Here is a 16,062-nt window from a genome sequence, read left to right as displayed (position 1 = left end):
TGTAAGTTCTTAACTTTTATTCGCTTACAAGTCGCCATGCTGTCGGCAGACAGGTGATAATATCGCTTGCGATCATTCCGATCATTCCTTGCTTCTTTTGAGCGACATCGCCCGCCAATCCGTGAATGTAAGTGCCGATTTTAGCGGCTTCTTCGGTGGGATAACCTTGGGCAAGCAGCGCCAGGATTACTCCGGTCAGTACGTCACCGCTACCTCCGGTTGCCATTCCCGGATTTCCGGTTGGGTTGAAGAAACATTTACCTTCGGGGGTGATGATGGCGGAGTAGGCTCCTTTTAAAATAATGTGGACATGGGCGGCACGGGCCAGTTCGCAAGCCTTCATCAGACGTTCGTAAGAGTCCTGGCATTTGCCGGTCAGACGTTCCAGTTCTTTCGGATGCGGGGTGAGGATGGAACCCTTCGGCAGGTGGGTAAGGGTATGGCGGTGGTTGGCGAGGATATTAAGAGCGTCGGCATCCACTACAACAGGAGTCTGGCAGTGTTCCAGTTGCTCCAACAAGGCAGCTTCCGTTTCCTCGTTTCGTCCCAGTCCCGGGCCGATGCCGACTGCTTGGTAGTCGTCCGTATCGGTAGGTACGGCAAAACAGGTTTCGTTGATGTCGGTTTCTACGATTGCTTCGGGTATGGAGGTCTGCAAGATGTCGTTGTTGCACATTGGTGCATGAACAGTCAGCAACCCTACTCCCGAACGGAGGCAGGCGCGGGCAGCGAGAACAGAGGCTCCTGCCATTCCTTTTGAACCGGCAATCAATAGTGCATGGCCGAAGTTCCCCTTGTGGGCAAACTGTTTACGTGGCTTGATGAGTGAACGGATTTCTTCTATTTCCAACATTTCGTAGTTAGTCTCCATCTCTTCAATACCGTCTTCGCTTAATTGGATATCCAGCACTTCCCATTCTCCGACAAATTCAGTGTTCTCTGCGAAAAGAAAGGCGAGCTTCGGCAGTTGCAGACTGAAAGTTACGTCGGCACGGATAATATTAGCTTTTACGTTGAATGTATTTTCTTCTCCCATCAGTCCGGAAGGAATGTCGATGGCTACTACCATGGCAGGGGAGGAATTGATGTATTTCACTACGGCAGCGAATCCACCGCTCAACGGTTTGTTCAGGCCTGAACCGAATAATCCGTCGATTACCAGATGATCGGGCGTCAGGACGGGAGGTACGAATTGGGTACTGATTTCGTGGAATTTTACTTCTTCCATCATTTCTACCAGTTCTTTATTGGTCTGGCAGTCGGGTGAAAGTTCTCCTTTCGTGTTGAAGAGAAATACCTTGATTTTATATCCTTTTTCAGCCATCATGCGGGCTACGGCGAGAGCGTCTCCGCCATTATTCCCCGGTCCGGCAAAGATAGTGACCGGCGTTTCCGTATTCCATCTGTCTGTGATGGCTTTTGTTAATACGGTTGCTGCACGTTCCATCAGATCGATTGATGCAATAGGTTCGTTCTCAATGGTATAAGCGTCCAATTTCTTGATACTGCTGCTTGGAAATATTTTCATTGCGATGTTCTTTTAGTTTTCGGATTACAAATGTACATGATTCTTCTGACTTTTCCCGTTTGTTGTGGGAAGAAAACCATAATTGCAACTTTTAATTCATCATTAGTTCTATCTTTTGGTCAAAGAAATATCTGCTTTTGAACTATTAAGTGTTAGAATAACTCCGCCAAAAAATAATTCAATGCTGCACCATTATGAACTTACTTTTATTTCTCCCTGAAAAAGAAATCTTTTTCTGTAGAGGGGCGGATGGAAATTGTGTTTAGTTTATCTCCATACCTTCTTAAACAAATTTTTAATGCGGTTCCCCTGATTAAGCCTTTGATTATTTGCCGTTTCCGATAAAAATGTTATCTTTGGAGATAGATAATGTGCATCACATTAATTTCCTGTGCTCACAATGAATTAGAATCTAAATAACGGATTGTTTAATCTTCTAAAGTTTGCATGATGGAAAAGACAAAAATTGGCTTGAATGCCGGGAAAGTATGGCGCATCTTAAATGAAAAAGGTGAACTTTCAATGTTCGATTTGTGCCGTGAATTAAGTTTGACGTTTGAAGACGTAGCTCTTGCTATTGGTTGGCTGGCCCGAGAAGACAAAATCTTTTTGAGGAAAAGAGAAGGAATGCTTTTTGCCAGTATCGAAAATGTCGAATTTACTTTTGGCTAAGGTGGTAGCTAACCTATATTTAAGATGGATCTCCACTTTGTTATTTACACAGCTAAAAAAATAATGAAGTGGATCAGTAGGATTTTTTATGCCCATTTTTATTATTCCCCCTATATTCCCGTTTGATAAGAACTTTCTTTTTTTGAAGCATTTAATCTATTTTTCGTACCTTTGCACCCCATAAACTACTAAACACATAAATTCATGAGTGCATTGAAAGGGCATCCGAAAGGCCTTTATCTGATTTTCGCGACAAGCACGGCAGAACGTTTCAGTTACTACGGTATGCGTGCGATCTTTATTCTTTTCCTGACGCAGGCATTATTGTTTGACAAAGAAGCGGCAGCATCCATTTACGGTAGTTATACCGGGTTAGTCTATTTAACTCCTTTGATTGGCGGATACATTGCCGATAAATATTGGGGAATCCGTCGCTCTGTGTTTTGGGGAGCAATGATGATGGCAGTCGGACAATTCCTGATGTTTATGAGTGCCTCTACTTTAGATAATACGGAACTTGCTCACTGGATGATGTATGGCGGACTCGGATTCCTGATCTTGGGAAATGGTTGTTTCAAACCTACCGTTTCTTCTCTCGTAGGTCAACTCTACGAACCGGGAGACAGACGGCTGGATGCTGCATATACCATCTTCTATATGGGAGTGAATGTAGGTTCTTTTGCCGCCCCTTTGATTTGTGGTTATCTGGGTGATACCGGTGACCCGCACGATTTTAAATGGGGATTTCTTGCAGCCGGAATCATGACACTGTTCACTGTTGTACTTTTTGAAACTCAAAAGAATAAATATCTTTTCTCTCCTTCCGGAGAGCCAATCGGTATTATCCCCGATGCCAAACGTGAAAAGAAAGAGGATAAAGCCGAGCATATCTCACACCCGAAGATGGATAAGCGTACCAAGTTGCGTAATACCCTTGTAATCACTATTCTTACAGTTGCTTTAATAGCCTTCTTTAATTACGCTTTTGAGGGTGACTGGGTGAGCATCGGTATTTTTACCGCCTGCATTGTTTTCCCTGTTCTCATCCTATTGGATGGTTCATTAACCAAGATCGAACGTAGTCGTATTTTCGTTATCTATATAGTAGCTTTCTTTGTCATTTTCTTCTGGGCGGCTTACGAACAGGCAGGAGCCTCTTTAACTCTCTTTGCCTCCGAACAAACCAATCGTGATATTTTAGGTTGGGAAATGCCGGCTTCGTGGTTTCAATCCTTCAATCCTCTGTTTGTTGTTGTCCTGGCATATATAATGCCGGGTGTGTGGAGCTTCCTCAACAAACGAAAGATGGAACCTGCTTCTCCTACCAAACAAGCGATTGGCTTGTTACTTCTTTCTTTAGGTTATCTTTTCATCTGTTTCGGAGTGAAAGATGCTATCCCCGGAGTGAAGGTAAGTATGATTTGGCTGACAGGACTTTATTTTATTCATACAATGGGTGAAATAGCCTTGTCACCTATCGGACTTTCAATGGTAAATAAGTTGAGTCCGCTACGTTTCGCCTCTTTGATGATGGGAATCTGGTATCTGTCTACTGCCACAGCCAATAAATTTGCAGGCATGTTGAGTGGACTTTATCCGGAAGCCGGAAAAGTGAAATCAATCTTTGGTTATCAGATTGCTACCATGTACGATTTCTTTATGGTATTCGTTGTCATGTCCGGTGTTGCTTCATTGATTCTGTTCCTTCTCTCGAAGAAATTACAGAAGATGATGCACGGGGTAGAATAAAAAATCGTATTTTTGCAAGGTTATTTTTAAAATTACCGGTTATGGATACCATTCAGATAAAAGACAAACAGTTCACTGTTTCTATTAAGGAACAGGATATTCAGAAAGAAGTGATTCGCGTAGCGAACGAAATCAACCACGACTTGGCAGGTAAGAATCCGCTCTTCCTTAGTGTGTTGAACGGTTCATTTATGTTTACTGCCGACTTGTTGAAGCACATCACCATCCCTTGCGAGATTTCGTTTGTGAAACTGGCTTCTTATCAGGGAGTGACTTCCACCGGAGTGATTAAGGAAGTGATCGGACTGAATGAAGACATTGCCGGACGTACAGTAGTTATTGTAGAAGATATTGTGGATACCGGGCTAACCATGCAACGCCTGTTGGATACATTGGGTACACGCAACCCTGAAGCAATCCATATTGCTTCTCTGCTAGTGAAGCCTGAAAAACTCAAGGTCAATCTGAACATCGAATACGTAGCAATGGAAATCCCGAACGACTTTATCGTAGGTTACGGACTGGATTATGATGGTTTCGGACGCAACTATCCCGATATTTATACAGTAGTAGATTAAACAGTTAATATTAAATAGGTACCAGTTTAAATGGTAAATAGTAAATCGTTAAATTGTAAATAACAAAATGTTGAACATCGTAATTTTCGGTGCTCCGGGTTCAGGAAAAGGAACACAGAGCGAACGTATTGTAGAAAAGTATGGAATCAATCACATCTCAACAGGAGATGTATTGCGTGCTGAAATCAAGAATGGCACAGAATTGGGTAAAACTGCTAAAGGTTACATCGACCAAGGTCAATTGATTCCTGATGAATTAATGATTGATATTCTGGCAAGCGTATTCGACAGCTTCAAAGATAGCAAAGGTGTAATTTTCGACGGTTTCCCAAGAACGATTGCACAAGCTGAAGCATTAAAGAAAATGTTGGCAGAAAGAGGACAGGATGTTTCTGTAATGGTTGACCTGGATGTTCCGGAAGAAGAACTGATGGTACGTCTGATTAAACGTGGTAAGGATTCCGGTCGTGCTGATGATAACGAAGAGACAATCAAAAAACGTCTGCACGTATATCATTCACAGACTGCCCCACTGATCGACTGGTACAAGAACGAAAAGAAATACCAACACATCAACGGCTTGGGTACTATGGAAGGTATCTTTGCTGAAATCTGCGAAGCAGTAGATAAATTGTAATTTAGTAATCTTACTAATTATCAATACACTATTATAAATGAATAAGTCAGTCAGTAGCCGGAGTATTTTACTTAACTACTCTAACTACTGACTACTTTAACTACTTAAAAAGAATATGGCTGAATCGAATTTTGTTGATTACGTAAAGATATACTGTCGCTCGGGTAAGGGCGGAAGAGGCTCTACGCACATGAGGCGCGAGAAATATTGTCCTAACGGAGGTCCCGATGGGGGCGATGGTGGAAGAGGAGGTCATATCATCTTGCGCGGTAACCGTAATTACTGGACATTGTTGCACTTGAAGTATGACCGTCACGCAATGGCCGGTCATGGTGAATCGGGGAGTAAAGGACGTAGTTTCGGAAAAGACGGTGCGGATAAAGTAATAGAAGTGCCCTGCGGAACGGTCGTTTATAATGCCGAGACAGGGGAATATCTTTGTGACGTAACAGAAGACGGACAGGAAGTGATCTTGCTCAAAGGCGGTCGCGGTGGTCAGGGTAACTGGCATTTCAAGACGGCAACCCGTCAGGCTCCGCGTTTTGCACAGCCGGGAGAACCGATGCAGGAAATGACCGTTATCATGGAGCTGAAACTGCTTGCCGATGTTGGTCTGGTAGGTTTCCCGAATGCGGGTAAGTCAACTTTGCTTTCTTCTATTTCGGCTGCCAAACCGAAAATTGCTGATTATCCGTTTACCACGCTCGAACCCAATTTGGGTATCGTTTCCTATCACGGTGGAAAGTCTTTCGTGATGGCGGACATACCGGGTATTATCGAGGGAGCCAGTCAGGGTAAAGGCTTGGGACTGCGTTTCCTGCGTCATATCGAGCGCAATTCATTACTGCTGTTTATGGTTCCGGCAGACAGTGACGACATTCGTAAGGAATACGAAGTCTTGCTGAACGAACTGCGTACTTTCAATCCTGAAATGTTGGACAAGCAACGTGTGTTGGCTGTCACCAAGAGCGATATGCTCGATCAGGAATTGATGGACGAAATAGAACCTACATTGCCGGAAGGCATTCCCCACGTATTCATATCTTCTGTTTCCGGTTTGGGTATCTCGGTGTTGAAAGACATTCTTTGGGAAGAACTGAATAAGGAAAGCAATAAGATAGAGGACATCGTTCACCGTCCGAAGGACGTAACCCGTCTGCAACAGGAGCTCAAAGACATGGGCGAAGATGAAGACATCGTTTATGAATATGATGACAATGTTGATGATGATGACGATGATATCGACTATGAATACGAGGAAGAAGATTGGGAAGAAAAATGATTTCACTTACAAAAAATAATGAGTTGAAGGGATATAAGTCACTGGATGTATATCCCGAGGTAGCTCATTTCGTAACAACGCGTCACGAAGGTATAAGCACCGGAGCTTACGGCTCTTTCAACTGTTCGCCTTATACCAACGACTCATGCATGAACGTCAATCGCAATCAGAGCTGGTTGTTTCAGTGCATGAATCATCAGATAAAGGAGTTGTTTATTCCTGAACAGAGCCATGGTTGTGCCAGTCTGATTATCAATGAATCATTTTTTAAAGAGTCATTAGAAATGAGACGGCTACTTTTGCGAGGAATGGATGCCTTGATAACTAATGTGCCGGGGTATTGCGTTTGCGTCACGACGGCGGATTGTGTTCCTGTATTGCTGTACGACAAAAAACAACACGTTGTGGCTGCCGTTCATGCCGGATGGAAAGGAACTGTGAAGCATATTGTCAGTCATGTGATGGATCACTTGAATCAGAAATTCGGGACGCAAGGCGAAGATGTGGTAGCTTGCATCGGGCCGAGCATTTCGCTCGAATCATTTGAAGTAGGTGATGAGGTGTATGATGCTTTTAAAGAAAGCGGTTTCGATATGTCTCTTATTTCTATGAAGAAGAAGGAGACGGGCAAATATCATATTGATTTGTGGGAAGCCAACCGGATTGAATTACTGAATGCCGGAGTGCCTGCAGAACAGATAGAAGTAGCTGGCATCTGTACCTATATTCATCATGATGAATTCTTCTCCGCACGTAGACTGGGAATAGATTCCGGTCGTATCTTGTCGGGAATAATGATTAGAAAGTAATAATTGGTGTCCGTAATTGCAGGACGCTGATGATTGGTTTATGATAAGTTATGTTTGAAATAAAAGTATCTAAAGAAATAAAAGACGCATGCCCGGTTTTCGCCGGAGCCGCCGTGTATGCTGCAGTGAAGAATACTGCTTACAGCGAAGGTCTTTGGCAGGAAATCAACGCTTTTACCGGACAACTGACTTCCACAACACGGATGGAAGACATCAAACATCAACCCGTTATCTTTGCTACCCGTGAGGCTTATAAACGTTGTGGCAAAGACCCCGGACGTTATCGTCCGTCAGCCGAAGCTTTGCGTCGCCGCCTGATGCGCGGAATCCCTTTATATCAGATTGATACACTGGTAGACCTGATTAACCTCGTGTCTCTTCGTACGGGACATTCTATTGGTGGTTTCGATGCGGATAAAATACAAGGTACACACCTTGAACTCGGTATCGGCAAAGCTGGAGAACCGTTTGAAGGTATCGGTCGCGGTGTGTTGAATATTGAAGGATTACCCGTATATCGCGATTCATTCGGAGGAATCGGAACACCGACAAGCGATCACGAACGTACGAAGATGGATCTCGGAACTACTCATATCCTGGCGATAGTCAACGGTTATAATGGGAAAGATGGTTTGCAAGAAGCTGTTGAAATGATACAAACCTTATTAAGAAACTATACAGAATCGGATGGAGGCGAAATCATATTCTTCGAATAATTAGAATGAGTGCTCTAAGAAAAAAGACATGAAAAACATACTTATCTTACTGACAGTTTTATTATTGCCACTGACTGCCGACGGGCAGGATAAACCTTCCTTCTCTGCCCGCGAAATGGCTGATGTGCGGGTGGCTACTCCCGGATTATTTGCTAAAAGCAATCATATCTATCTGCATTTGGATTCTCTGAAAGACCACGAATATGCTTTCCCATTACCCGGAGGAAAAGTAATCTCTGCCTATGGAACTCGCGGAGGACATTCGGGAACAGACATTAAGACCTGTGCAAAAGATACGATTCGTGCTGCTTTTGATGGAGTGGTGCGTATGTCGAAACCCTATTATGCTTATGGAAATATTGTTGTAATCCGCCATGCTAACGGATTGGAAACGCTTTATAGCCACAATTTCAAGAATTTGGTTAAAGCTGGTGATGTCGTAAAAGCCGGACAAGCTATCGGGCTGACAGGACGTACCGGTCGTGCCACTACCGAACATGTACACTTCGAAACCCGTATTAACGGGCAACATTTTAATCCGAATCTCATTTTTGATTTAAAAGAGAGGACATTGCGGAAAGAACGTATCAAGTGTACCAAGAACGGGAGTAAAATCGTTGTGAAGACGCATACTCCTGATAGCCGGATTGCCCAGAGTAAGAAATAACTTATCGCACAAACCGTATACAGACCGGCTTGTCTACTTTAATATCCTGCTGTACGTCTGTTAATAGTCCTGTATCTGCATCTCTTTCATAGACTTGTATCACATTGCTGTCTCTGCAAGCAACCAATAAGTATTTGCCATTAGGTGTAATGATGAAATTGCGTGGATGAATTCCTGTCAGTTGGTAGCCTGCTTTTGACAACATTCCGCTATCCGGGTGGATATTGAATATAGCAATACCGTCTGCTTTCAAACGATTGCTGGCATACAGGAATTTTCCATCCGGGCTGATATGAATGTCAGCACTTCCTTGTGCGTTTACCGTGTCGGCAGCGATTGTTTGCATCTCTTTTAAATCTCCGTCTTTGTATTCAAAGGCGATTACTGTGCCCGATAACTCATTAATCAGATAAGCATAATGGCCGTTTGGCGAGAAAGTCAGATGACGGGGACCCGAACCGGCTTTCACTTTAAAGGCAGCAGGCGATCCTTCTTTCAGAAATGCTTCTTTATTCTCTGTATTTGCAGTGGGGTTAATGATAAACTTATGTATTTGGTCTGTACCCAAGTCATCGGCAAACAAGTATTTACCATCTGGAGTGATACGGACACAATGCAGATGCGGTTTCTCTTGTCTTTCCTTGTCTACTCCCGCGCCTTTGAATTGTATAATATCGGAAGTGGGTAGGAGTGAACCATCTTTTGCGATAGGGAATACAGAAATGCTGCCACCACTGTAGTTGGCAGTTATCACATTATTTTCACTGGCAATGATATAGCAAGGATCTTCACCTCCCGTTTGCTGTGAATTTAATAATTCCAAAGTACCTTTTTCTTTATTGAAAGCAAATGCATTGGCAGCAGCTTGTTCATTATTGAATTCACTGACTGCATAGACGAATTTTCCGTCGGCAGACGGAACAAAATAAGAAGGATTTTCAATTTCCGTTTCACTTAACGGAGTAGCAGTCCCGTCTTCTTCGTTGAAGCGGTAGCTATATATCCCTTTACTGGTTCCTGATGTGTAAGTACCCACCAACATGGTTAGTTCGTTTTTCGTTGTATCGGTTGTTTCCATAGGAGTCTTTTTTTTAGAAGTACAGCCACTGATACTGATTCCGAATATGCAAACAGCGGCAAATGCTTTGAATATAGATGTTTTAGATAGATATGTCTTAATCATAAGTAGCTTATTATTGGTTGATTTTTCATGATGCTTTTTCACCTTAAATATAAAATAGCTCCGTAAAGATAGTGCTTTGATATAATATTTGCTAACGTCTTCTCGTAAATTAGAAAACATTTCCTATCTTTGTACCCTTGGAAAGCGTTCTAAACAATCGCTATTCTGTACGAATAAAAATTTGGGGTTGACTGGATTTGACAGCGGGCAGAAATGGTAGGTAAGCATGCAGTGGGTCGGTAATTTCCACTTAAATATCAGTTATCAAAATTTTATCTGGCGAAACTAATTACGCTCTTGCTGCTTAATCGAATCACAGTAGATTAGCTTAATCCAGGCACTAGGTGCCAGGACGAGACATCACTCGGAAGCTGTTGCTCCGAAGCATTCCGGTTCAGTGGTGCAGTTACATCGGGGATAGTCAAAGGCGGCCTCGCACTTTTGATGAAACTTTAGAGGATAAGGCAGAAATTGATGGCTTTGGTTCTGTTCCTGCACGAAAATTTAGGCAAAGATAAGCATGTAGAAAGCTTATGATTTCCTCGTTTGGACGAGGGTTCGATTCCCTCCAGCTCCACAAATAAGATTGATAATCAGATTGTTACAGGATTTACACCCCGAAATACACCCTAAAATAAAAAGTGATAGTCTGATTATCATTCTTTATATCAAGCACTACCTACAAGTCTTAAATAATTTAACTATTATGATGCCTTGTGGTATTCTATTATATTTTTTGCTGTTTTGTTTGTTCTTATCAAATAAATACGTAACTTTGAAATATCATTTTGGGCTTGACTGGAATTGACAGCGAGTTGGAATGGTATGTAAGCATGCAGTGGGTCGGTAATTGCCACTTAAATCTCAGTTATCAAAATTTTATCTGGCAACGAAAATTATGCTCTCGCTGCTTAATCGAAGTATAGTAGATTAGCTTTATTTCTGCCAAAGTGGTGGAAACGAGATGTCGCTCAAAAGCTCTTGCTCCGAAGCGTTTGATAAAGCGGCACAGCAAAATCGGGGATAGTTTGAGTTCTTCTCCATAGCTCTTACGAAATATTAGGAGATAAGGCATAGGTTGGTGGCTTTGGTCTTGCTTATGCTCGAAAACCGAAGGCAAAGATAAGCATGTAGAAAGCATATGGTTTCCTCGTTTGGACGGGAGTTCGATTCTCCCCAGGTCCACTTTTGATGAGCGGTAAGTATATCATGAAAACTAATGGTGTTTTCTGTATTGCTTGTTGTTTTGTACCTTGAGTTTTTGTGAATACCCCGATTTTGTTACTCCATTCCATCCCCTTTGAAATTTTAAAGTATTAAATAATCTAATCCTTTCTGTAAGCGATTTAAGTTGTTTTTCTAAAATTGTTATTTAAAAATATATTAACATGGATGATTAGTTGCTTATAAATAGTGACAGTCTTCCTGTTTTGTAATAACCTTAAAAATCAGATCTCTTATGGAAAAGAAAATTTTGTATTTACTTACATGCGTTGGGCTATGTTGGTCTTCTTGTACTAATGAGGTTGATGAATTTATAGGTAATGTTGAACCAAGCACCCGTTCAGTTTCAACTGCCTTAAACGCTAATTTGGCATCGTTATTTACAGGAGGAGCTCCGACATTAACTTCTGCTGAAATTAAAGAAGTTAATGATGCTTATGCAAAAATGACCAGTATAAATTGCTATAGAAATATAGATGAAGCAGTACGCAATAAGACTTCTTATGCTGGAACTATCTTTTTGGATGACACATATGCGTCGGCATATTTTAGAAAAGGAAGTTTAGCTTTTCCTCCTTATGGTATCTTAGCCAGCAGCATGGAACATGAGTTTATTCACATGTATCAAAGAGATGTTCAGGGTAAAAAAGTAGATACTGATAAGGAAAAAAGAGATACAGGTATGATGGAATTTGAATTAGCCTTTTATCAAGGTATTATTAGATATATTCATGCTGGGTATTCTTGGACTTTTAAAGGTGAAGATGGTGACCCTTCATATCAATCGTTATGGACTTCGGGCTTGACTGACCCTTCTTTAATACCTCAATATGAAAGAGAATTTCAAACGTATGTTGCTTCTATATGTGCAAATGGGAAGCCTACATCTATAGATATTAATGAATTCGTAAAGTGGAGCAATATTTTTGGAGAATATAGTAGAGGATATAGTGGAAAAGGATATAAGTTTGGCAATTACGACTATGGTACATCATGCATTAATTCATTACTCAAACTTTATTAAATTTACTGTTATGAAAAAGATATTGTTTTTTTTATTTGCTTTTCTTGCATTTCAATATACTGTTGCGCAGTCAATATTTGAAAGAAAAAGTATCGGTAACAATGTGTATGTATCTACAAATACAAGTGAGAAAAAAGCTGAGTCTATCCGAAATTTCTCATTTGCAGAAGAAAGTTTATATGCACCTCCGGTAATTTTGCAAGGATCAGTTTTTTTAGATGAAATTTGTAATAAATATAAGTCTCAAGGTGTAAAAGGTTGGATGAATATTTTTTTGTATTCGGATTTAAATGGCTGTATAACTGATATTACATTAGCTTTTCCTGAAGGCTTAACAGTTACGGATGACGATGTTTCTCTTATACTTTCAACTGCCCAAAAGAAATGCAAATTACAGTTCCCGATAGAAGGTATTTATAAATATAAAGATTGGGCTATTTATGATTATGTCTTCTATTTGACGAATTAGTTATTTTTGATAAACCAATAGAACAACCTTCTTGAATTGTAGTTACCTAATTAAATAGAAGAGTCGTATCAAGCTCGTTTATGAGTAATGATACGACTCTTTTGTTTTTACCATTGTGGAATTATACTACCCAATTTCACTAAAAGAGTGAATTTCGCTATATTAGGGTTGTTTAATTTGTAAATTCCAGATAAGGTACAGCATGGATAGTAAGTTTGTTCTTGTAGCAATAATCTTTTAGTGCTTGAACCGTATATTCAATTTCGGAATCATCACCACGAAGCGGAACGAATGTAAGCGTCTCATCTCCTTTACATTCCAGCATGATGCGGTTGTCCTCTCCGTCAATTGTGATTTTCATTGGTATCAAGACTCCATTGTTTTTCACCATCCCAACAATATTGTAAAGATCCCTTGTTCTTTCCTTCAAACATAAGTCATTGTAAAAATAGAAAGTCTTCCCGGTTTGCAGGGTGATTCCTCTCGTTGTCTTAACTACATAGCCAACGGTCAATCCGCCATTTTCTTTAACGAATAAAGTGCGATAATGGTCTATGTGGTCTGTACCAAAGGATGGGTTGTCAGGATCTAGTCTGCCGTGCGCATTGAATATCACTTTTTCTTCCGACATGTTATACAAATCAGAGTTAATAAAAAGTTTATTGTCACTCACTATAACTTCTGTCTTTGAAGTTTCTTCTGTTTGTTCGGTTTCGATTGATGCTTTTTGTTTCCCACCGCATGCGGTAACTGACAAAACGGCAAATGATGCTATAGCGATAATAGTAAATGTCTTAATATTCATTGTTTCTTGGTTTTAATATTAGAAATACCTAAATGTAACTAACTTTCCTGTGATAAATGGAAACAATCTCAAGTCTTCAAAGCCTATTATGCCCGATATAAAATCTTCTCCGTCTTCATGCATTAGAAATGTCTTATTATATATCGAACAACTACTCACATAGACGTCTTTCAGCATTGATGCCTTGATATAGAAATTAAAGGGACATTGTCCCGGTTGTATTTCATAGTCCTTTGGTTTCGCAGTAACATACGCTTCTTTGATGACATTGTTTTCTATCCCTTCTCTGTTTTCTGCCTGAAACGCAATCCCTTCATCATTTAGAGACTCGCACAGAGGGGTTATCTCTGCCATGATACGCTTTCTGTGCGCTAAGCGCATTTCATTCAGCTCTTTCATTAGGAATCCGTCTTTTTTCAATCCTTCGATAAGGGCTTTGCATTGTTCTTCATTATCGCCATAGCCTGATTCTATGAGTAGTTTTTTCATTGCGTTTTCATCATTGCCCTTGTTATACATCACCCCGAATGCCAGTTTTTGAAGCGTATTGTTTATCATGTCGTACTGTTTGACTTTTTCTTCGAATACGGCATCTTCTTCATAATAATATTTCGACCATTCTTGAAGCTCTGTAAAGGGTGTAAGCCCTTGGAACTTTCTGTTAGACTTGCAAGCGGCTTCATATTCTTCTTCTGTTTGCCACGGCAGCCCATACCTTTCGCGTACGGCATCTTCAGGCGATTGTAACACTTTACTTCCATTACTACAACTGCTTACTAAAACTATTACAAATAAGCCGATAATCGAATAGCAAAACTTTTTCATATTTACTCTTTTTTATTGGGTTATTAATTGTCTATTTTTACATGAATCGGCATGTCATGATCCATATCTTCATGTTCATAATCGCTATGTCCCCCATTGTCGCCAAAAAAAGTTATCCATATCCATAGAATAAAACCGATAACAGCACCTATAATCATGGTAGAAATGCCAAAGATTTCTTTTATGCCAAATATCCAAAATATCAACCAAAAGAAAAATGAGCCAACTCCACAAAATATGAGTATAGGAAGAACATATTCCTCGAATAAAACCCATAAATATATAGCCGCATGAAATAGAAGCCAAATTCCTAAGATAACGGCAATTCCAATAAAAATAATTTCCATAATAAAAGAGAATTGGGTCTTGCAGCTTCCTTGAGTACCCTTTAGTTTAAACCACGAAGCGTGGAACTGCAAATGCCCACGTCCTAAGTTAGAGGTCCTGAGAAAACCTTGTAGTACAGATATGGTGATAGCAGCCCACGCTATAGCGTGAGAACCACTATGCTATCCTTGTACTACGTTCGAAGTTTCTCAGGTTTCTAACTTACAAGATAAGCATAACGCTTCTTCAAAATTCTAATATGTCTGGACAGAGTTACCTCCATCCGCTTGCAAAGATAGTCAATTTTATTGAAATCCAATCAAATACTATCAGATTACATTCTGAATCCTTTGGATTTTTGTTCTTTCTGCACTGAGTTACGCAGATGCTGCTGTAACTTCTCCCATTGTTCCTTGAACCATTCGCTGATTGGCTGTTGGTTTATAGTCAGCATCAATTTATTCTTATTGATCGGGCTTCGTTCAATTTTGAAAATTACATTTTTTGTTTCAAATCTCTGTCTATATTCTTCGGAATAGATTTTTCCACTACATCTGAGAGCTTCCTTTTTGTATAAAAGAGAATCAACCATCCCCTTGGTAAAACCAGTGACATAGCATAATTTTTCCATTCTCAGCATTTCTTTGAGCAATGGGAACCAGCATAATGCTTTTTCGAGAATGGTATTCAATCGTGATATTTCCTTGTCTTTAGCTTCAAGCTCTTGATTATGTATTCCCTGTATATTACGAATCTGTTTGCCGTGCTGTTCCTGCATTTGCTGCATCTTGGCTTTTAATTCATCAATGCTCTTGTCACGTTTGGCAATTTCATGACGTAAATTCTCGTTAGATTGTTCCAAATCTTTTAATTTACCGCTTCCGAAAAGAGAACCTACACTGCTGGTTATGGCTGTGGCTACATCGGTAGCTGCACTTTTGAGTTTGTCCGTACGTATCTCTGCTTTTACCTGTTTGAGTTCCTGCTCGGCGAGGCTTACCTGTTGCTCCTTGTGTCGCTTGGTTTCCTCTATACGTTGCAGTTCGGCTTTCTGTTTCTCAATGATAAAATCGTTCCGTTCCAAATGCTCTTTACCTGTAACAGCTTTTGCCTGCCCACGTTCCATCAGGAGAATATCGGAAGCAAGGGTCTGCATAGTTGCCATATCCTCGTCATTGAGCTTTCGGCTCTTCCCGGTTTCGTGGTTCATCCAGTCGAAAACGATATGGGCATGATAGTTCGGCTTGAACCATCTGTTACCGACTTGGAAGCACTCTTTGTCTTCCGCTTCCGGCTGACCGTTCAGCCAATGCCCTTCGTCTTTGTGCAGGAAAATCTGTAGCGGAGTGATGCCCCAGCGTCTTTGACACTCTTCACCGAATTTGCGTACATCAGCCAGTGTGGTGTCCGGTCTGATAAGCAATACTCCTTCACGGATGGGTGAACATCCCGCCACCTTGATAATCTTTCCATTCTTTCCCTTGCGTTCCCTTTCCTTTTCCTGCATGGCACGTCCGGTCTTTTCCTTGACCATCCGCTTGATATTGTCATAGTGCGTCCGCAGTTC

The 16,062-nt window shown here is 40.9% G+C and carries 16 protein-coding genes and 2 other RNA genes; 12 read left to right on the top strand and 6 right to left on the bottom strand.

Annotated features, from left to right (window positions below; genetic code table 11):
* Positions 1–16: 16 nt before the first annotated feature.
* Positions 17–1,528 carry an NAD(P)H-hydrate dehydratase gene (locus DXA54_RS15940; protein ID WP_120080021.1) on the bottom strand — a complete coding sequence of 504 codons (1,512 nt, stop codon included), beginning with the start codon at positions 1,526–1,528 and terminating at the stop codon, positions 17–19.
* A gap of 447 nt (positions 1,529–1,975) precedes the next feature.
* Between DXA54_RS15940 and DXA54_RS15935 the strand changes: the two genes are divergently transcribed.
* The 8 genes from DXA54_RS15935 to DXA54_RS15900 all read left to right on the top strand — a co-directional run bounded on the left by DXA54_RS15935 (position 1,976) and on the right by DXA54_RS15900 (position 8,638).
* Positions 1,976–2,200 carry a winged helix-turn-helix domain-containing protein gene (locus tag DXA54_RS15935; protein ID WP_004301899.1) on the top strand — a complete coding sequence of 75 codons (225 nt, stop codon included), beginning with the start codon at positions 1,976–1,978 and terminating at the stop codon, positions 2,198–2,200.
* A 204-nt stretch (positions 2,201–2,404) separates the two neighbouring features.
* Entirely contained in the window at positions 2,405–3,949 is a 1,545-nt protein-coding gene (locus tag DXA54_RS15930) for a peptide MFS transporter (protein WP_004304674.1), read from the top strand.
* A 41-nt stretch (positions 3,950–3,990) separates the two neighbouring features.
* On the top strand, positions 3,991–4,527 hold the full coding sequence (gene hpt, locus DXA54_RS15925) for a hypoxanthine phosphoribosyltransferase (RefSeq protein WP_008651092.1): 537 nt from the start codon (positions 3,991–3,993) through the stop codon (positions 4,525–4,527).
* 67 nt (positions 4,528–4,594) lie between these two features.
* Positions 4,595–5,164: an adenylate kinase gene (locus tag DXA54_RS15920; RefSeq protein WP_004301902.1), complete on the top strand. Its 570-nt coding sequence runs from the start codon at positions 4,595–4,597 to the stop codon at positions 5,162–5,164.
* A 115-nt stretch (positions 5,165–5,279) separates the two neighbouring features.
* Complete coding sequence (gene obgE / locus DXA54_RS15915; RefSeq protein ID WP_004304678.1) at positions 5,280–6,446, top strand: GTPase ObgE; 1,167 nt, start codon at positions 5,280–5,282, stop codon at positions 6,444–6,446.
* On the top strand, positions 6,443–7,255 hold the full coding sequence (gene pgeF, locus DXA54_RS15910; protein WP_004301904.1) for a peptidoglycan editing factor PgeF: 813 nt from the start codon (positions 6,443–6,445) through the stop codon (positions 7,253–7,255). Before obgE ends, pgeF begins: the two co-directional genes overlap by 4 nt.
* Before the next feature lie 50 nt (positions 7,256–7,305).
* The gene (locus DXA54_RS15905) at positions 7,306–7,971 is read left to right on the top strand and encodes a B3/4 domain-containing protein (RefSeq protein WP_120080019.1); all 666 of its coding nucleotides are present in this window, start codon (positions 7,306–7,308) and stop codon (positions 7,969–7,971) included.
* Between the two features lie 28 nt (positions 7,972–7,999).
* The gene (locus DXA54_RS15900; RefSeq protein WP_004304684.1) at positions 8,000–8,638 is read left to right on the top strand and encodes a M23 family metallopeptidase; all 639 of its coding nucleotides are present in this window, start codon (positions 8,000–8,002) and stop codon (positions 8,636–8,638) included.
* 1 nt (position 8,639) lies between these two features.
* Here DXA54_RS15900 and DXA54_RS15895 read toward each other — a convergent pair whose 3' ends face one another.
* Positions 8,640–9,821: a lactonase family protein gene (locus DXA54_RS15895; protein WP_120080017.1), complete on the bottom strand. Its 1,182-nt coding sequence runs from the start codon at positions 9,819–9,821 to the stop codon at positions 8,640–8,642.
* A gap of 183 nt (positions 9,822–10,004) precedes the next feature.
* On the opposite strand from DXA54_RS15895, the gene ssrA (DXA54_RS15890) reads away from it, so the two are divergent.
* From ssrA (DXA54_RS15890) to DXA54_RS15875, 4 genes are all read left to right on the top strand, one after another.
* Positions 10,005–10,401, top strand: a transfer-messenger RNA (tmRNA) gene (gene ssrA, locus DXA54_RS15890).
* 210 nt (positions 10,402–10,611) lie between these two features.
* Positions 10,612–11,009: a transfer-messenger RNA gene (gene ssrA, locus DXA54_RS15885) on the top strand.
* Positions 11,010–11,280: 271 nt separating this feature from the next.
* Positions 11,281–12,069, top strand: coding sequence for a hypothetical protein (locus tag DXA54_RS15880; protein WP_005654492.1), 789 nt, complete (start codon positions 11,281–11,283; stop codon positions 12,067–12,069).
* A gap of 10 nt (positions 12,070–12,079) precedes the next feature.
* The gene (locus tag DXA54_RS15875; protein WP_005654497.1) at positions 12,080–12,538 is read left to right on the top strand and encodes a hypothetical protein; all 459 of its coding nucleotides are present in this window, start codon (positions 12,080–12,082) and stop codon (positions 12,536–12,538) included.
* 172 nt (positions 12,539–12,710) lie between these two features.
* Here the strand turns inward: DXA54_RS15875 and DXA54_RS15870 are convergent, their stop codons facing one another.
* From DXA54_RS15870 to DXA54_RS15850, 4 genes are all read right to left on the bottom strand, one after another.
* A complete protein-coding gene (locus DXA54_RS15870) occupies positions 12,711–13,343 on the bottom strand; it encodes a hypothetical protein (protein WP_005654499.1) in 633 nt (210 codons plus the stop codon).
* Positions 13,344–13,361: 18 nt separating this feature from the next.
* Positions 13,362–14,168 (bottom strand): hypothetical protein, encoded by an 807-nt coding sequence (locus tag DXA54_RS15865; RefSeq protein ID WP_005654501.1) that lies wholly within the window; start codon positions 14,166–14,168, stop codon positions 13,362–13,364.
* Between the two features lie 23 nt (positions 14,169–14,191).
* On the bottom strand, positions 14,192–14,515 hold the full coding sequence (locus tag DXA54_RS15860; RefSeq protein ID WP_005654503.1) for a hypothetical protein: 324 nt from the start codon (positions 14,513–14,515) through the stop codon (positions 14,192–14,194).
* Between the two features lie 314 nt (positions 14,516–14,829).
* A partial coding sequence (locus DXA54_RS15850; protein ID WP_243647660.1) for a mobilization protein occupies positions 14,830–16,062 on the bottom strand: 1,233 nt, incomplete at its 5' end.

This window comes from Bacteroides sp. OF03-11BH (genome assembly GCF_003604005.1).
GTDB lineage: Bacteria > Bacteroidota > Bacteroidia > Bacteroidales > Bacteroidaceae > Bacteroides > Bacteroides ovatus.
Note: the sequence above shows the minus strand (reverse complement) of the source record. Positions and strands in the feature narration are given on the sequence as shown.